This window comes from Ruegeria sp. Ofav3-42 (assembly GCF_022347725.1).
Lineage (GTDB): Bacteria > Pseudomonadota > Alphaproteobacteria > Rhodobacterales > Rhodobacteraceae > Ruegeria.
The window spans coordinates 1-17298 of record NZ_JAKRGB010000011.1 but is presented as its reverse complement, the minus strand read 5'-3'; the positions used below and the strand labels follow the sequence as shown (position 1 = coordinate 17298).

The 17298-nt window shown below is 58.2% G+C and carries 19 protein-coding genes and 1 tRNA gene; 6 read left to right on the top strand and 14 right to left on the bottom strand.

Features of this window, described 5'->3' with window-relative positions; translation table 11 throughout:
• Nucleotides 1–34 precede the first annotated feature (34 nt).
• Nucleotides 35–277, top strand: coding sequence for a hypothetical protein (locus MHN28_RS16080; protein ID WP_239343550.1), 243 nt, complete (start codon nucleotides 35–37; stop codon nucleotides 275–277).
• On the opposite strand, the gene MHN28_RS16075 is transcribed toward MHN28_RS16080, so the two are convergent.
• From MHN28_RS16075 to MHN28_RS16040, 8 genes are all read right to left on the bottom strand, one after another.
• Entirely contained in the window at nucleotides 278–1357 is a 1080-nt protein-coding gene (locus MHN28_RS16075; RefSeq protein ID WP_239343548.1) for a 2'-deoxycytidine 5'-triphosphate deaminase, read from the bottom strand. It lies immediately after the preceding gene.
• Between the two features lie 61 nt (nucleotides 1358–1418).
• Nucleotides 1419–1495 (bottom strand) — tRNA-Pro (locus MHN28_RS16070).
• Nucleotides 1496–1556: 61 nt separating this feature from the next.
• The gene (locus MHN28_RS16065; RefSeq protein ID WP_239343547.1) at nucleotides 1557–2201 is read right to left on the bottom strand and encodes a MerR family transcriptional regulator; all 645 of its coding nucleotides are present in this window, start codon (nucleotides 2199–2201) and stop codon (nucleotides 1557–1559) included.
• An 18-nt stretch (nucleotides 2202–2219) separates the two neighbouring features.
• Complete coding sequence (ihfA, locus tag MHN28_RS16060; RefSeq protein ID WP_008755922.1) at nucleotides 2220–2522, bottom strand: integration host factor subunit alpha; 303 nt, start codon at nucleotides 2520–2522, stop codon at nucleotides 2220–2222.
• 96 nt (nucleotides 2523–2618) lie between these two features.
• Nucleotides 2619–3590 carry a beta-ketoacyl-ACP synthase III gene (locus MHN28_RS16055; protein ID WP_239343545.1) on the bottom strand — a complete coding sequence of 324 codons (972 nt, stop codon included), beginning with the start codon at nucleotides 3588–3590 and terminating at the stop codon, nucleotides 2619–2621.
• Between the two features lie 21 nt (nucleotides 3591–3611).
• Nucleotides 3612–4700: a phosphate acyltransferase PlsX gene (plsX, locus tag MHN28_RS16050; RefSeq protein WP_239343543.1), complete on the bottom strand. Its 1089-nt coding sequence runs from the start codon at nucleotides 4698–4700 to the stop codon at nucleotides 3612–3614.
• Nucleotides 4701–4724: 24 nt separating this feature from the next.
• Nucleotides 4725–4931 carry a 50S ribosomal protein L32 gene (gene rpmF, locus MHN28_RS16045; protein WP_008756996.1) on the bottom strand — a complete coding sequence of 69 codons (207 nt, stop codon included), beginning with the start codon at nucleotides 4929–4931 and terminating at the stop codon, nucleotides 4725–4727.
• Nucleotides 4932–5137: 206 nt separating this feature from the next.
• A complete protein-coding gene (locus tag MHN28_RS16040; protein ID WP_239343541.1) occupies nucleotides 5138–5674 on the bottom strand; it encodes a DUF177 domain-containing protein in 537 nt (178 codons plus the stop codon).
• An 84-nt stretch (nucleotides 5675–5758) separates the two neighbouring features.
• Between MHN28_RS16040 and MHN28_RS16035 the strand changes: the two genes are divergently transcribed.
• The 3 genes from MHN28_RS16035 to MHN28_RS16025 all read left to right on the top strand — a co-directional run bounded on the left by MHN28_RS16035 (nucleotide 5759) and on the right by MHN28_RS16025 (nucleotide 8944).
• The gene (locus MHN28_RS16035; RefSeq protein ID WP_239343539.1) at nucleotides 5759–6235 is read left to right on the top strand and encodes an outer membrane protein assembly factor BamE; all 477 of its coding nucleotides are present in this window, start codon (nucleotides 5759–5761) and stop codon (nucleotides 6233–6235) included.
• Nucleotides 6236–6333: 98 nt separating this feature from the next.
• Nucleotides 6334–7068, top strand: a complete 735-nt coding sequence (locus MHN28_RS16030) for a GNAT family N-acetyltransferase (RefSeq protein WP_239343537.1) — start codon at nucleotides 6334–6336, stop codon at nucleotides 7066–7068.
• 67 nt (nucleotides 7069–7135) lie between these two features.
• Nucleotides 7136–8944 carry an ABC-F family ATP-binding cassette domain-containing protein gene (locus tag MHN28_RS16025; RefSeq protein ID WP_239343535.1) on the top strand — a complete coding sequence of 603 codons (1809 nt, stop codon included), beginning with the start codon at nucleotides 7136–7138 and terminating at the stop codon, nucleotides 8942–8944.
• Here MHN28_RS16025 and MHN28_RS16020 read toward each other — a convergent pair.
• Both MHN28_RS16020 and MHN28_RS16015 read right to left on the bottom strand, forming a co-directional pair.
• Nucleotides 8941–9492, bottom strand: a complete 552-nt coding sequence (locus MHN28_RS16020) for a sugar O-acetyltransferase (protein WP_239343533.1) — start codon at nucleotides 9490–9492, stop codon at nucleotides 8941–8943. The genes MHN28_RS16025 and MHN28_RS16020 overlap by 4 nt on opposite strands.
• Nucleotides 9493–9501: 9 nt before the next feature.
• Nucleotides 9502–10257: a 3-hydroxyacyl-CoA dehydrogenase gene (locus MHN28_RS16015; RefSeq protein WP_239343531.1), complete on the bottom strand. Its 756-nt coding sequence runs from the start codon at nucleotides 10255–10257 to the stop codon at nucleotides 9502–9504.
• Between the two features lie 206 nt (nucleotides 10258–10463).
• Here MHN28_RS16015 and MHN28_RS16010 point away from each other — a divergent pair, with 206 nt between their 5' ends.
• Nucleotides 10464–11273, top strand: coding sequence for a hypothetical protein (locus tag MHN28_RS16010; RefSeq protein WP_239343529.1), 810 nt, complete (start codon nucleotides 10464–10466; stop codon nucleotides 11271–11273).
• A gap of 91 nt (nucleotides 11274–11364) precedes the next feature.
• Here the strand turns inward: MHN28_RS16010 and tyrS are convergent, their stop codons facing one another.
• Both tyrS and MHN28_RS16000 read right to left on the bottom strand, forming a co-directional pair.
• Complete coding sequence (tyrS, locus tag MHN28_RS16005; RefSeq protein ID WP_239343527.1) at nucleotides 11365–12615, bottom strand: tyrosine--tRNA ligase; 1251 nt, start codon at nucleotides 12613–12615, stop codon at nucleotides 11365–11367.
• 90 nt (nucleotides 12616–12705) lie between these two features.
• Entirely contained in the window at nucleotides 12706–13971 is a 1266-nt protein-coding gene (locus tag MHN28_RS16000; protein WP_239343525.1) for an MFS transporter, read from the bottom strand.
• A gap of 162 nt (nucleotides 13972–14133) precedes the next feature.
• Between MHN28_RS16000 and MHN28_RS15995 the strand changes: the two genes are divergently transcribed.
• The gene (locus MHN28_RS15995; RefSeq protein ID WP_239343523.1) at nucleotides 14134–15255 is read left to right on the top strand and encodes an anhydro-N-acetylmuramic acid kinase; all 1122 of its coding nucleotides are present in this window, start codon (nucleotides 14134–14136) and stop codon (nucleotides 15253–15255) included.
• Nucleotides 15256–15315: 60 nt separating this feature from the next.
• On the opposite strand, the gene MHN28_RS15990 is transcribed toward MHN28_RS15995, so the two are convergent.
• Nucleotides 15316–16977, bottom strand: a complete 1662-nt coding sequence (locus MHN28_RS15990) for an amidohydrolase (protein WP_239343521.1) — start codon at nucleotides 16975–16977, stop codon at nucleotides 15316–15318.
• A 91-nt stretch (nucleotides 16978–17068) separates the two neighbouring features.
• On the bottom strand, nucleotides 17069–17298 hold a 230-nt coding region (locus MHN28_RS15985), incomplete at its 5' end, for a hypothetical protein (RefSeq protein WP_239343519.1).

Here is a 17298-nt window from a genome sequence, read left to right as displayed (position 1 = left end):
CGCCTATGTTGTGGCCAGAATGAGGAGCTGAGCAATGAATGCCAATCGGATCATCGACATGATCGTTCGCCAGGTCATGCGGCGACTTGTGAACAAAGGCGTGGACAAAGGCTTTGACATGGCAAGCCGAATGGGTCGCAAACCGGGCCAAGAGCAAAATGCGCCCAAAGACCCCGAAGCGGCAAACCGAATTCGCAGCGATGTACAACAGCAGGGTCAGACCATGAAGAATGTTCAGCGGATGACCAATCAGATGCGTCGATTCATCCGGTTCTGATCAGGTCACTGCCTTGAAATGCTTGGACAGCTTCAAACCCTGTCCCTGATAGTTCGAGGCTATGCCTGCGCCGTAAAGCTGCGTGGGCATCTCGGACATCTTCTCATAGACCAGCCGCCCGACGACCTGACCATGTTCCAGCACAAACGGGGCTTCATGACAGCGTACTTCCAGCACACCGCGTGATCCGTCGCCCCCTGCGGCGGCATGTCCGAATCCGGGATCGAAGAAACCGGCGTAGTGCACGCGGAATTCACCCACCATCGCGAGATAGGGTGCCATTTCAGCGGCATACATCGGCGGAATGTGCACAGCCTCGCGGCTGACCAGAATGTAAAACGCACCAGGGTCCAGGATGATCCGTCCGTCGGTGGTTCGCACTTCTTCCCAGTACTCCCGCGGATCGTATTCTCCGATCCGATCCAGATCGATCACGCCGGTATGCGGTTTCGCTCGGTACCCTACCAGATCCGTGTCGGGCAGTTGCAGATCGACGGAGAAACCCAGACCGTCCTGTATGACCGCCGGTCCATCGACCAACGGTGAGTCGTTGTGCAAGGCCGTCAGTTCCGCATCGCTGAGCACGGCCTGACCCTGCCTGAACCGAATTTGGTTTAGCCGCATTCCGGGACGCACCAGAACCGAAAAGGAGCGGGGGCAAATCTCGGCATACAGCGGTCCGGTATAGCCCGCCGGCACCCGGTCGAATTCTGTCCCACCATCGGTGATCGTGCGGGTCAGAAGATCCAGCCGCCCGGTCGAACTTTTGGCGTTGGCCACTGCACTGGTGTCAGCAGGCAAGGCCAGCGATTCCATCAGGGGCACCAGATAGACGCAGCCTTTTTCCAGGACCGCGCCGTCGGTGATATCGATGCGATGCATCTCAAACTCGGCCAGACGGTCCGCGACCGAACGGCCTTCGCCCGCCAGAAACGATGCGCGGACGCGGTAAGCCACTGTTCCCAGACGCAAATCCAGGCTGGCGGGTTGAACCTGCGCCGAGATGATCTCGGGGCTGGCGGTAATTTCACCTCGCCCAATCATCGCTTCGATCTGCTGGTTTGGGCATACACCTGTCATTCCGATCCCCCCTGATGCCAGAGCGGGATCTGGCCTGTCTGCCATAAACGTCGGTGTGATTTGGTCGGGCTAGCAGGACTCGAACCTGCGACCTTCCGTCCCCCAGACGGACGCGCTACCAGGCTGCGCCATAGCCCGACGTTGAGGTGTTCATAAAGACTTTCCCGGCAGGGGCAAGAGGAAATCATCGCCTTTTTTCTTATCCTGCCGACCGGTTCTCAATTCGGTTGATAACAGCGCGCAGGTCCTTGGCGATGGGCGCGATCCGACGCAGCAGGTCGTCGTCAAAATCCGTCCGTTCCCACGCCTGTGTTGCGATTCCGCCCAGCAATGGGGCCTCATCCATATACTCGGGCTCTGGCGGAGACGTTTCAAGCTGTGGAGCCTCAGCTGCCTTTTCCGGTTGCTGCTGCGGGGCCTCCGCCGCTGTTTCGGGCTGCGGTGTCGAGGCCGCAGGGGCCGCCGGTTCCCCGAGGTCCAGATTGATCTGGTCCCCGGTTGGCGAAGGCTTTGCAGCAAAGGGAACGACTACATTGTCTGGCGGAGCTTTCTCGGGCTCGGCCGATTCATCAAGGCTTGGAGACAGCGAGGACACATAGGCCACACCTTGTTCACGCAGGATGCGCTGGACGCCTTTGATGGTTATGCCGTCCTCGTGCAGCAGCTTCTTGATGCCGCCCAGAAGGCGCATATCGTTTGGCCGGTAGTATCTGCGGCCACCGGCCCGCTTTACAGGTTTGACCTGACTGAACCGGCTTTCCCAGAATCGCAGGACATGAGCCTGAACTCCCAACCAGTCCGCGACTTCACTGATTGTGCGAAAGGCGTCGGGGGACTTACTCATGACCGATTCGTCCCGAACTTACTTGCGATTCCCGGCAGCGACGCGATCCTTCATCAGGTGCGACGGGCGGAACGTCAGTACGCGGCGAGGCTGAATCGGGACCTCTTCGCCGGTTTTGGGGTTACGACCAATGCGGGCCGTCTTATCCCGAACGCTGAAAGTGCCAAAGGATGAAATCTTGACCTGTTCACCGCGCACCAGCGCGTCCGACATGTGGTTCAAGACACTTTCGACAAGCTGTGCGCTTTCATTGCGTGAAAGGCCAACCTCACGGAAGACGGCCTCGCTCAGATCCATTCGGGTCAGTGTTTTATCGCCCATACCAATTCCCCTGTTGATATCAAAGAATATGGTGACGGGAAATTCGCTGTCAATATCAATGAATTGCAAGAGGCTGTGTAAGCCGATTTGCGCCGGTTACCAGCGCAGAACCACAGCGCCCCAGGCCAGACCGCCGCCGATGGCCTCGGTCACGATCAGGTCTCCGGACTTAATTTGTCCCCGTTGCTTGCCCACGGACAGGGCGAGGGGAATCGATGCGGCCGAAGTATTGCCGTGATCCTGGACCGTCACCACGACGTTATCCATTGGCAGGCCCATTTTCTTGGCGGTGCCCTGAATGATGCGGATATTGGCCTGATGCGGCACGATCCAATCCACGTCGGAACTGTCCAGTCCAACGCGGCCAAGCGCGGTTTCAGCCGTCTTGGCCAGCTTTTCGACCGCGTGGCGGAAGACCTGATTGCCCTGCATCCTCAGGTGGCCGGTCGATTGGGTCGATACGCCGCCGTCGACATACAGAAGGTCCTTATAGCGACCGTCCGAGTTCAAGTCGGTCGCAAGAATACCGCGATCCTGTGCGGTTCCTTCGCCTTCCTGCAACTCCAGCACCAGTGCGCCGGCACCGTCTCCGAACAACACACAGGTCGAGCGATCGGTCCAATCCATGATACGCGAGAATGTTTCGGCACCGATAACCAGCACACGCTTGGCCTGACCTGAGAGGATCAGAGCGTTCGCGTTGCTAAGCGCAAAAACAAAGCCTGCGCAGACGGCTTGCACGTCGAACGCAAACCCTTGGGTCATGCCAAGCCTCGCCTGAACCATGGTTGCCGCAGAAGGGAAGGTCAGGTCGGCCGTCGAGGTCGCAACAATGATGGCGTCGATATCCTCGGCGGTCAGGCCAGCATCCGCCAAAGCAGCCTCGGCGGCTTTGGTCGCCAAATCCGATGTGGTTTCGTCCTCGGCAGCAAAGTGGCGGCGTTCGATACCCGAGCGGGTTCTGATCCACTCGTCCGACGTATCGAGCGTCTTTTCAAATTCGGCATTCGGAACGATGCGCTCTGGCAAATAGTGTCCGACACCTACGACAACTGAACGGCCTGCCATTTTGGGTTACTGCCTTTATTGTTATTCGCCCGCCTTTGGCGGTACGTGCGCGGCATCTTGTGCAAGCTCGGCTGTCGATGCAACCCGTGCCGCCAATTTTTCAGCGAATCCTGACTGAGCCAGGGTAAAGGCCAGTTTGACGGCCGCCGAAACTCCGGTGGCGTCTGCGCCACCATGCGATTTGACCACTGTCCCATTGAGGCCAAGGAAAACCCCGCCATTCACACGGCGCGGGTCGATACGTTTTTTCAGACGGTTCAGCGAGGTGATCGCCAGAACCGAAGCCAGGCGCGACAGGGGCGAGTACTTGAACGCTTCGCGCAATAGGTCTCCGATCAGGCTTGCGGTGCCTTCACCGGTTTTGATCGCGACGTTGCCGGTAAAGCCATCGGTAACAATGACATCCGCCTTGTCGCCGGGAATGTCGCTGCCTTCCACGAAGCCGACAAAATCGAAATTTGCCTGATCCGCGAAGTCCGCGATCATCGCATGCGCTTCTTTCAGCTCGGCTCGGCCTTTGTGTTCTTCGGTGCCGACATTCAGCAACCCGATACGGGGCCGGTCCAGCGCCATGCCGTTTCGGGCATATGACGCGCCCATCAGGGCGTACTGTAGCAAATCTTTCGCGTCAGCGCGAACATCAGCGCCCACATCCAGCATCACGTTGAAGCCCTGCGGGTTGCGCGAGGGCCACAGAATCGCAATCGCCGGACGGTTCACGCCGGGCAATTTCCGCAGTCGCATCATCGACAGCGCCATCAAAGCACCGGTATTACCGCAGGAAACCGCCCCGTGCGCCTCACCCTGACGCACCGATTCCAACGTCGACCACATCGACGTCTGCTTGCCGTTGCGCACAACCTGGCTGGGCTTGTCCTCCATCGTGACCACATCCGGGCAATCACGAAAAACGACGCGTCCCTGCAGGACACGCCGTTTGGCGACAAGTTTGCGCAGCGCTTGCTCAGGCCCGTGCAGGACGAACGCGATATCGGGGTTTTTGTTTGCCGATTTGGCAATGCCCGCCACCACAGTAGCGGGCCCCGAGTCTCCGCCCATAGCGTCAACCGAGATGGTAATCCGTCCGGCTTGCGTGGGCTGTTCCGTCATGCCTTAGCCTGCGTTCGTAAAGACTTAGGCCGCGTCTTCGTCCAGGTCGATTTCGTCGGCCTGAGCGACGACTTCACGGTCATCATAGTGACCGCAGGACGCGCACACGTGGTGCGGGCGCTTCAGTTCACCGCAGTTCGGGCATTCGTTCGGGTTTGCAGCAACCAGAGCGTCATGTGCGCGGCGGTTGTTGCGGCGCGACTTGGAAACTTTGTTCTGTTGGACAGCCATGGTCTCAACCTTTGTCTATTAAGGGTCAGCAGATTCGCTGCTGGCCGGGTTTCATTCTTCGTTTTTCTCGTGGTTTGACGCGCGTTTAGGGTACGAGCCCCACGTTGTCCAACCCAAATTCCGATGAGCGCGCGAAAATACTGCGATTCTCGACATGTTCAAGCGATTTTTCTGGAGGCCTGCTATGACAGGAAATCAGACCTATGTCACTCGTCTTTTTTCAGGGCATCGCGCAAATTCGCCAGTCCGGCAAACGGCTTTGCGTCTTCGTCCGTCATCGCCGGTTTGCCCGGCTCGGTATAGTCGGCCTGTCCCAGCTCGGCACCATCCTTGCGCGGATACTGGGGCAGGGCCAGCGACAATGCCTCGACCATGACCGATGCCGGGTCGATTTCCGGCCCCAGCGGTTCAGTCTCATCACCTTCCGGAATCTCGAACTCGGGCTCGTCGGGATCCGTCCAATCTTTCAGATACACGCGTGAGACAGGAACATCGATACGTGTCGTCACAGGCTCGAGCGTCACGACGCAGGGCTGAATCACCGTTGCACCGAGTTTTCCGGTCAAAACCCAGTCGCGTTTACCTTGTGCCCTTACGTCACCCACAAAGCTGAGTTTGCGCAGCCCCAGCAGGCCCAGATCAGCCTTTATTGTGTCCAGCCCCTTGGTATCGGGGCGCAGATCAAACGGTGTTGGCGCGTTCTGGGGCAGATCGGCCACCCGCAGAGATGTGTTGTTGCTCATTCGTGACCCTTTCCTGTGTTGAACCGGGGCGGCGGTTTCTGTAATCGGATAGGGTCCGCGAGGTCCCAAGGCAAGAGGATGTAAATGTTGAAGGTTGTGAACAGGTTGAAACCGGCGTCCAAAACGCTTGTCTTAGCGGCGTGTTTGGTTGCGGCTGGAGCGTGCTCGCCAATCTTCAAGAATCACGGATATGTCCCGCCAGCCGATCAATTGGCCGAGATCAAAGTGGGCGTCGACACGCGCGACAGTGTTGTCGAGACGATCGGGGCGCCAACCTCATCCGGCTTGGTGAAGGATTCGGGCTTCTACTATATCCGTTCGCGCGTTCGGCACTACGGTCCGAAACGGCCCGAGGTCGTGTCGCGAGAACTGGTCGCGATCAGTTTCGACCAGCGTGGCGTTGTCCGGAACATCGAACGATTTGGCCTGGAAGACGGGTACGTGGTCGTGCTGGACCGTCGTGTAACCGAATCCAGCGTCCAGAACCGCGGCTTCCTGCGCCAGCTGTTGGGTAACATCGGAAACTTCAACCCAGCGAATATTCCGGGGGCGACAAACTAAGCCTTTGCCACCCATTTGTGAGGTCACAGCACAGTCACATTTTCTGTGCTAGAACCGCTGCAACAGGAATCAGGTCAGCAACCGTGGAGGATGCGACCATGGCACTATTGCTGGGTAAGGGCAGGTACCGGGCACGTTTGGCGCAGTCCCTGCAGGATGTGGCGGCCGCGCAGCGGCTGCGTACTCTAGCATTCGGCACGGATCAGATCGATCAGGACGACTTAGACCCGGTCTGCGCCCACATCTTGGTCGAGGATTCGCGCGCCGGCGGACAATTGGTCTGCTGTTTCAGGATGCTGACCCTGGACCACGGGGCCGAGGTTGATCGAAGCTATTCGGCCCGGTTCTATGATCTGTCTGCGCTCAAAGATTTTGATGGCCGTATGGTTGAGATGGGGCGATTCTGCATCCATCCGGACTGGACGGACCCAGACATTCTGCGGGTCGCCTGGGGTGCGATGACCAATTATGTGGACCAGAACAACGTCGAGATGTTGTTTGGCTGCTCGTCCTTTGCGGGGACCGAAACGGCCGAATACCTGGACGCCTTTGCGATGCTGAAACACCGGCATCTGGCCCCAAAGCGTTGGCTGCCCCGTGTGAAGGCGCCGGATGTTTTCAAATTTGCAGCCCGTCTGCGACGCAGGCCGGATGCGAAAAAGGCCATGCTGCGGATGCCGCCTTTGTTGCGCACCTATCTGATGATGGGCGGTTGGGTCAGCGATCACGCGGTGGTGGATCGGCACATGAATACCCTGCACGTCTTCACGGGGTTGGAAATCGGAGCGATTCCCCCGGCGCGCAAACGGCTGCTGCGGGCTGTTGCCGGGTAATTGAGTATTTTCGAAAAGGTGAAGCGTGGGCGTTGACGCTTTTGATCAGCCGGTTTAGCTGGCGGTCATGGCGAGAATTCCTTTGTTACAGATGTCCGGCATTTCCCTGACGTTCGGGGGTGATCCGGTGTTTTCAGGGCTGGATCTGGTGGTCCAGCCGGGCGACCGTGTGGCCTTGGTCGGTCGAAACGGGTCGGGCAAGTCGACCCTGATGAAAGTAATGGCCGGTCTGGTTGAGCCGGATCAGGGCGAGATCGTGATTCCCCCGGGAAAATCGGTCGGTTACATGGAACAGGACCCCGGAATGGAAGGGTTCGCCACGTTGGGAGATTACGCCTCCAGCGGGCTTGAGCCGGGCGAGCTGTACAAGGTCGAGCGCGCCGGCGAGGGCCTGAAGTTCGACCCTGCGCGCGCTGTCGAAACTGCTTCGGGTGGTGAACGTCGCCGGGCGGCATTGGCCAAGCTGATGGCCGAAGCGCCCGATCTGATGCTGTTGGATGAACCGACCAACCATCTGGATATCGAAGCGATTGCATGGCTGGAACGCGAGTTGGGCTCGACCCGCGCGGCCTTTGTCCTGATTTCGCACGACCGTGCGTTCCTGCGTGCATTGACGCGCGCGACCCTGTGGATCGACCGCGGTATGGTGCGCCGTCAGGAACAAGGTTTTGCGGCCTTCGAGACATGGCGCGACAAGGTCTGGGAAGAAGAAGATCAGCAGCGGCACAAGCTGAATCGTCTGATCAAATCCGAGGCGAAATGGGCCGTCGAAGGCATCAGCGCGCGGCGCAAGCGGAACCAGGGCCGTGTCCGGGCCCTGCAGGCTTTGCGGGCCGAAAAAGCGGCACAAATCAAGCGTCAGGGATCAGCTGCCATGTCGCTGGAAGCCGGCCCGAAATCCGGTCGAAAAGTGATTGAAGCCAAGGGCTTGTCGAAGTCATTTGGCACACAGCAGATTGTCCGGAACTTTGATCTTCTGGCACAGCGCGGCGACCGGGTGGCCTTTGTGGGACCCAACGGCGTCGGCAAAACAACCCTGTTGAAAATGTTGCTTGGGCAAGAGGAACCGGACGAGGGAACGGTGTCTCTTGGCACCAACCTTGAGATCGCCGTGTTCGATCAGACTCGCGCGCAGCTGGATCCGGAAATGAGCCTGTGGGACAGCCTGACCGGCGATCCCGAAATGCGGGTTTCAGGCAAGGCCGATCAGGTGATGGTTGGCGGTCAGCCCAAGCACGTGGTCGGCTACCTCAAAGAGTTCCTGTTCGACGAACGGCAGGCCAGAGCAGCCGTTAAATCGCTGTCCGGTGGGGAAAAAGCGCGGTTGCTGCTGGCCAAGCTGATGGCCAAGTCCTCGAACCTGCTGGTGCTGGACGAACCGACCAACGATCTGGATGTTGAAACGCTGGATCTGCTGCAGGAACTGCTGGATGATTATGACGGCACGGTTCTGCTGGTCAGCCACGACCGGGATTTTCTGGACCGGGTTGCCACTACGACCATCGCAATGGAAGGCAATGGTCGTGCGACGGTCTATGCGGGCGGATGGTCTGACTACATCGCTCAGCGCGGCGATGTGGCCGAAAAGAAAGCAGAAAAAGCAAAGACTTCAAAGCCAAAGCAAAAGCAAGAGGCGCAGCAGAAGTCCGGCCTGTCCTTCTCGGAAAAACACCGGTTGGAAAAATTGCCAGCTGAGATTGCGCGTCTTGAGGCCGAGATCGGCAAGCTGGAAGATCTCATGTCTGACCCTGAGTTGTTCACGCGGGAGCCGGTGAAGTTCCAGAAGGCCACCGAAGCACTGGTCGAGCGGCAGGAAAAACTGGCGGCCGCAGAGGATGAGTGGCTGATGCTTGAGGAAAAAGCTGAAAGCGCCTAGCGATGGTCCAGCGGGCGGGCGGGGTTGCCGACAACCGTTTCGCCGCCCGCGACGTCTTTGGTTACCACGCTGCCTGCGCCAATGATGGCATTGTCGCCAATGGTGACGCCCGGCATCAGGATAGCGCCGCCGCCAACCCAGACGTTTTGGCCAATAAGGACCGGCATCCCGATTTCCAAACCCTGCGCGCGTTCTACCGGGTCTTTTGCGTGTTGGGCGCAATAGATCTGGACGTGCGGGCCGAACATTGTGTCATCGCCGATTCGAACCGATGCTGTGTCCAGAACCACGCAGCCCGTATTGAAGTAGACCCGCGCACCAAGGTGGATGTTGATCCCATAAGCGCAATGAAACGGAGCCTCCAGATAGCAATCGGACCCGGTGCTTGCGAACAACTCCTGCAACTCGGGTGCCATCGCTCCGCGGATATCAGGCGGGCAGGTGTTATGTGCGTGGACTGCGTTCCGGGCACGCGCGCGCAGTGCCTCAAGTTTCGGGTCCAGGCAGCAATACCACTGCCCGGACTGCATCTTTTCCCACTCGGTCATGGGACAGGATTAACGCATCCGCAGGGCTCCGTCGATGCGGATGACCTCGCCGTTAAGATAACCCATCTCAACGATGAACCCGGCCAGCCGCCCGTATTCGCGCGGGTCGCCAAGCCGAGCCGGGTTGGGCACATCCGCAGCCAGTTGCTGTTGTACCTCTTCAGGCAAACCGGCCAGCATAGGCGTCATGAATATCCCGGGCGCGATGGTCATTACTCGAATACCGGTCGAGGCCAGATCACGCGCCATGGGCAGGGTCATGCCCACGACACCGCCTTTTGAGGCGGCATAGGCTGATTGCCCCTTTTGCCCGTCGAAGGCTGCGATGGAGGCCGTGTTGATGATCACGCCGCGCCCGCCGTCCGGTTCAGGTTCGTTCTTTGCCATCTCGGCAGCGGCCAGGCGCGAGACGTTGAACGTGCCAACCAGGTTGATGTCGATGGTGCGTTTAAACGCGTCCAGAGGGTGGGGTCCTTCCTTGCCCACTGTTTTGATCCCGTAGGCAATCCCGGCGCAGTTCACTGTGGCGGTGATACGGCCCATCTTGTCCATCGCGTGCGAAATCGCCGCTGCAACCGAGGCTTCATCTGTCACATCCGTTTGGGCGAAATGGCCGCCAATCTCGTCCGCAACTTTGGTGCCGCGATCTGCGTCACGATCGAGAATCGTGACCTTCGCGCCGTTCTCGGCAAAATAGCGGGCGGTGGCTTCTCCCAGACCCGAAGCGCCACCGGTAATGACAGCAGCGGTGGTGGACAGTTGCATGGCGGTCTCCTCACGTCAGGATATGAACATTTGTTCATTTAATCTGAAGGAAAGGTTGCTGTCTACAGATATGAAGGGGTTAGGTGCCAATTCTCATGGTATCCTCAGAAATCATTTAGCTTGGCTTAATCAAATACTCTCACATCGATACCAGATGGCTTGAGGCGTCGAGGGGGCGCTGCGTAACGAGTAAGGAGAGTTTCATCATGAAGAATTGGACAAAAGCCGGGCTGACGGCGTTGGTCGCAGCCCCGTTTGTGGGCGTTATGGTGGCAGGCAGTGCAAGTGCCTCGACCGAAGTCTGCGACTGGAGAATCGCGCGGGATGCTGCCAACAGGGGCGATTACACAACGATGTGCGACTGCACACATGTGACGCCGAGCTTCCTGAAGCGCCTGCAAAACCGATCCGATTTTTCGGTGACGCTGCGAAATACCAGCGCGCAATGTCCGGGTTTGGCGTCGTTGCTGACCGATTTGCCGACCGCTTCGGTCGCTGGTCTGACCAATCAGGGCGAAGATCGCAACAGCGAACGAGTTGCTGAGCTAAGCTCGGAAAACAGCGGTGAAAACAACTCAGGCGATGGTGGCGGCAGCAACCCCGGTGATGGCGGTGGAAACCCTGGCGACGGTGGCGGCAACGATGGCACCGGTGACGGCGGCGGCAACGATGGCCCCGGTGACGGTGGCGGCAGCGATGGTCCGGGTGACGGTGGCGGCAGCGATGGTCCGGGTGACGGTGGCGGAAACGATGGACCCGGTGACGGTGGCGGCAATGATGGCCCCGGTGATGGCCCCGGTGATGGCAACGGCGGAGGCAACGGTGGCGGTAAAGGCGGCGATGGTAAAGGTGGCCACGGCGGCGGCAAAGGTGGTGACGGCAAAGGAGGTCACGGCGGTGGCAAAGGCAATGGCGGCCACAATGGCGGTGGCAAAGGCGGTGACGGCAAAGGAGGTCACGGCGGTGGCAAAGGAAATGGTGGCCACAACGGTGGCGGCAAAGGCGGTAATCGCTAAGCCTGCGGGCAGCAGCACTTCCGCTTAGTAACCGAAAAGAAAAACGGCCACCCGATTGGGTGGCCGTAAGTCGTTCTTAGAGTGCCGCGTATCAGCCCAACTGAACCAACGCGTGGCGCTTTTTACCCGCGCTCAACTTGATCGGAGACGACAATGCGCCGGCGTCGATCATTAACCCGGCGTCGGTCAGCGGCGCATCGTCCAGCTTGGCGCCGTTCTCGGCGATCAGACGCTTTGCCTCTTTACCCGATTTTGCCAGACCTGACTTCACGATAAGCTGCACGATGGACATTCCATCACCCAGTTCATCCGCGCTGAGTGTCAGGGTGGGCAGATCATCTCCGACGCCGCCCTTTTCGAACACTTCACGCGCCGTCGCCTCGGCCGTCGCGGCGGCCTCGGCTCCGTGCAACAGGGTGGTGACCTCATTGGCGAGGCGGATTTTGGCCTCGTTGATTTCGGACCCCTGCAGCGCGGCCAACCGATCGCATTCGTCGACGGGAAGTTCGGTGAAGATCTTCAGGAACCGGCCCACATCGGCGTCGGTTGTGTTGCGCCAGAACTGCCAGAATTCGTAGGAAGACAGCATATCGCCGTTCAGCCAGACCGCACCACCCTGCGACTTGCCCATCTTGCGACCGTCGCTGGTGGTCAGCAGAGGCGTGGTCAGGCCGTAGATCTCGTGATCCAACACGCGGCGGGTCAGGTCGATACCATTGACGATGTTGCCCCACTGATCCGACCCACCCATCTGCAGAACGCAGTCATAGCGGCGGTTCAGTTCGAGGAAGTCATAGGCCTGCAGGATCATGTAGTTGAACTCGAGGAAGCTCAGCGATTGTTCGCGATCCAGGCGCGATTTCACGGACTCAAAAGACAGCATCCGGTTGACCGAGAAATGCCGTCCGATGTCGCGCAGGAAGTCGAGGTAGTTCAGGCTGTCCAGCCATTCGGCATTGTTCAGCATCAGCGCGCCGGTGTCGCTGTCGTCATAGGACAGGTACTTGGCGAACACCTGCTTCATGCCTGCAATATTGGCGTCGATCTGTTCGGGGCCCAGCAGGGGGCGCTCGTCAGACCGGAAAGACGGATCGCCCACCTTGGTGGTGCCGCCACCCATCAGAGTTATCGGTTTGTGGCCGGTCTTTTGCAGCCAGCGCAGGACCATGATGTTCATCAGGTGACCCACATGCAGAGACTGCGCCGTGGCGTCATACCCGATATAGGCAGTTTGCACCCCGCTGATCAGCGCTTCGTCAAGGCCCTGATAATCGGTGCAGTCGGCGAGAAAGCCGCGCTCGATCATCGTGGCGATGAAATCCGATTTGGGGTGGTAGGTCATGTCGTGCCTCGGGTTAATGTTGCGGGGCACTGTATAGGCGGCGCTTTGGGTAAGGAAAAGGCACCAATTCGAAGAAAAATCCGGACTGTTTCAGCTTTTGACCGGCGGTAATCGGAAGGCGTAAAGCATCGCGATCAGATTCAGCAGCACCAGGGCAATGATCGGCGTGACCGGATCGTGTAAATGTGCAACCGCGCCAAGGATTGCGGCGAAGACCATTCCGACGAGGCCAGCGCTGACATCCCCCAGCGCAACAAGGTAGGGCCGCTCTTTTTCAACGCTCATCTGAATGAGGTACAGATAGCGCCCGTAGATCACTCCGTTGCCGCCCAACGACAGCAGGAGAATGACCAGCGCATAGAGCCAGACGTTCTGCGCGTACCCGAGAAATGTGAACCCTAGCGCCAAAAGGGCCGAAATGGTGGCGATCATGCAGCCAAGCCACATCACCGGTTTGACGGATATGCGACTGCTCAGCCATCCCCACAGCAGCGAACCGATCACCATGCCGAGGCTGGCCCCAATGACAAAGTAGCTGAGGGAATGCTTGGTCCCCATATGCAGCGTTGCGGCATGGATCGTGTAGAACGGCATTGCCAGTTCGACCGAGACAAAGATCAGCCGGGCAGTCAGGAATTTGCGATACCATTCATAGGCCATCCCGGTTTTGAAGCCGGTTACCAGCTCGGCCAGTGGCTTGGGTCTTTGCTTGGGCTCAGGCGTATGGGCCTGTTCTTCTTCCAACAACCGCACACCGGCAAAGGCAACACCCGCCGCAAACATGGCGATCACGCCGCACCACAAGACCACGATATGCCGCTGCATCGGCTGATCTCCGGCCAGCAGATCGCGCGTGACCAGAACGACGATGATGGCAAGAACCCCCGAGATGGTGGCCTGCGCAAACACCATACGATTGCGTTTGGCCTCCGGGACGGACATCCCGTAGATCTGGCTGGTCCCCAGGCTGGTGATCCCCTGGCACAACCCCATGACAATAGCGGTGGTCAGAAACAGCAATACGATCATCACGTTGGGCAGTTTCGTGGCAAACAGCGCCACTGCCGACAGCACGATGGCCGTCAAAAGGTTCGGAACATAGACAGCAAGCTTGGCACGGGTTGCACGGTTCACGAAGGGTGAGACAAAAATCTCGGCGATCAGGCGCGAACCGGTGACAAAGGGCAGCAGCATTCCCGCGAAAAACGTCGGTGCGCCCAACGCCAGGTACAGAAATGGCAGCACCAGATTGGGGTTGATCAGTTGCCCGCCGATCGTTGCCAATGCGCCGGACCAGAAGATCAGAAAGTAGTTCCGGCCTTCTGATGGCTTTTTCTGTGAAAATGCGTCCGTCATATGCACCTTGATCCAATTTGTGTTCCTTATACCAATTTTGTCGGGAAAATGCGCGACCTGCGCGTGAACCGCCTTGCCTTGGGTTCTGGTAAACGGGCAGTTTGAGCGGGTTGAGCCGTTCAGCCATGGCGGTACACACAAGACATTGTAGGAGAGACGAGCGTGGGGCGGGCCATCAAGAAATCAGGCGCGATCAGGGTTTTGGGCGCGATGTCCGGTACCTCGATGGATGGGGTGGATGCTGCGGTTGTGGAAACGGACGGGCACCGGATTATCGGTTTTGGCCCAAGTAGGTACCGCGCTTACAGCGACAAGGAACGCGCGGTCTTGCGCGCCGCGTTGGGGCAATGGCACGGACCTGACGTGGATGCTGCGGCGGAACTGGTCACATTTGCCCATGCCGAGACGCTGTCCGAATTCGATGAGATCGACCTGATCGGCGTGCACGGCCAGACCCTTGCGCACGAGCCGCGCGGACGCGGGACGTTGCAGGTCGGCGATGGCGAAGGGCTGGCGCAGGCTTTGGGCGTTCCGGTCGTCTGGGATTTCCGCAGCGATGATGTGGCCATGGGTGGCGAGGGGGCTCCATTGGCGCCGTTCTTCCACTTTGCCTGCGCCAAGTGGATCGGAGCCGATCAGCCGCTGTGTTTCCTGAACCTCGGCGGCGTTGGTAACCTGACCTATGTGGACCCGAGCTTTGACGGTCCCGAAGCGCCCGGGGCGCTGCTGGCCTTTGATACAGGGCCGGCCAACGCACCGGTGGATGACCTGATGCAGGCGCGACTGGGCTTGCCGATGGACCGCGATGGTGCCGTCGCGCGTGGCGGAACCGTCGAGATGGGCGCGCTGGAGTTGTTTCTGGCCGAACCGTATTTCACTCGGATGCCACCGAAATCTCTGGACCGGAACGACTTTGCGGAGATGATTGGGCTGGTGCAGGAACTCAGCGATGCGGACGCCGTGGCCACGCTAACTGGCATGTGTGCAGCTGGCGTCGTGCAGGGGATGGAGTATTGCCCCAAACCGCCATCACGGTTGCTGGTCACCGGGGGCGGACGGCACAACCCGGTGTTGATGGAGATGCTGCGCGTCGCGCTTGATTGCCCGGTCGAACCGGTCGAGGCCGTGGGCCTCGACGGCGACATGCTTGAAGCGCAGGCCTTTGCCTATCTGGCAGCCCGCGTCGCGCGCAGGCTGCCGACGTCATGTCCGGGCACGACGGGCGTTAAGGCGCTGGTTGGGGGCGGGGTTGTGAGCACGGTTGCGAACGGGGCTGTGGGCTGAAAGGTGATTGCCTGGATTCCGCTTAGCGGACAAAGCCGTCAGAATCATCTCTTAGTCCCATTATCTTGCATCAAATACAATTTCGCCTTCGAAAACAGTCATCACCGCACTTATTTTTCCGATGTTCCTCGTTCTGCCAGCTTCCACAAGCTCAAACGGGTTTTGGTCAAGTACAACCAAATCAGCGAACTTACCAACCTCAATCGAGCCAGTTATGTCGTCATGTTCCATCGAATATGCACCGTTGATTGTGAAAATTCGTATAACGTCTTCAAGCCCAACACCTTCTCCCAAGGGTCCACCCGGATAATCCGGGTCGTCAGGATTTTCACGCGTTATCATCGCTTCCATATTTCGGAACGGATTGGCTGATGGCGCTGAGGCGGGCCAATCACTACCATAAGAAACGGTAACACCTCTGCGGAGCATTTCGGCGATCTGTGCCCGAGCAGCGGCTCTATCTGGTCCAAGCAGTGGGTCATATAAATCCCCCGTTGGAAACCGGAAGTAGACAGGTGGCGACATGTCGGCAACTACGTTCAGTCGCGCCATGCGATCCATGTCTTCCGGTGTGACCCAAAGGGGATGAGCGATCTGCGCGACAGCATCGAACGCCAGATAACTTTCACGACCCTCCTCAATCATATCTAGAACAAGTTTTGTCGTTCCGTCCCCGATTGAATGGGCCATCATCTTGTAACCATCGCGCATGTTTTCGCGCATCTGGTTCATCATGTTCTCGCTAATGGTTAAAATCCCGTACTCGTTAGTTCCCTCATAGGGCTCCAGCATTTTCGAAGTCTTCGTTAGCGGAGTACCGTCTGCGCCCCATTTAACCGTGAACGGATCAATCAGACGGGATTGTAAATCAGGAAGAAGTGTCAGAGTTTCCTGAGCACGAGCTTCTTCACCAAAATAGTCGTTCATAATCAGCGCTGTATCAACGCGCAACCGAACCTTATCTTCTTCCGCAAGTTCTGCCCATGCCATAATGGCTTCGCGTGACACGGCCGCATCCGTGATGGCTGTAATTCCAAATCCGTGCAAGATTTCCTGGCTTTCAAGAATTGCTTTCTTCCAAAGCAGCACGTCCGGATGGGTTTGGATACTTCCTACAGGAAAGAGACCCATTTCAGCTAAAAACCCTGTCGGTTCGCCAGAATTGGAGTCCATTTCGATCACACCGGTTTCCGGTTGCGGCGTGTCTGATGTTATCCCTGCAAGCTCCAGCGCCTTTGAGTTGACTACAGCGTTGTGCGCGGATGAATCCACCAGATAGACTGGGCGGTCAGGAAAGATGTCGTCTAGGAAATCCTTTCGTGCTCTACCGTCTTCAAAAAACGACGGGTCCCATTGCTGGCCCCAAATCCAGCCATCCCCGGGGCTCGCTTCGGCGTAATCCAACAAAGTTTGCCGAATTTCTTCTGGTGTACTTTCTGGTGGGAACGTGGCCCGGTTTGCATAAGGGAGAATAGTCGCACCAGCACTTGATGCATGAACGTGGTTTTCTTGAATACCGGGCATCATGAATGCCCCGCCCAGATCAACTACTTCGGTGTCCGACCCTGCAAGTTGTAAAGCGGCTTTGTTGCTACCAACCAAAACGAGCTTGCCATCTGAAACCGCAAGAGCCTCTACCCAAGGGTAACTTTCATCGACCGTGTAGATTTGCCCGTTAATAAAGATCGTGTCCGCGGTTTCAGCTGCCGCCAAGGAAGCCATAACTGTAACGAAACCCGAAGAAACCAAGTATCTAGCAACATGCATTTCACAACCCTCGTTGTCTCAACACAATTGTTGTTCAGTTAGCTTTCTATAACAACAAAACCCAAATGGTAGGTGTCTGCTTTGAGCTCATTGTGTTGAAAAACTCCAAAACACGAAGTTCACGTTTTCCCGTCGAACTCGCGCGATCTGCGAAAGTCAGTTTGGATAATCGCCCAGAGATGATGAGGGTGCTCAGCAGCGCCGTATGTTGGTTTTGGCCGACCCCCTCGCCAAAACCAACCAATCGGCCCATGCGGCGAGAAAATTCTCCGATTT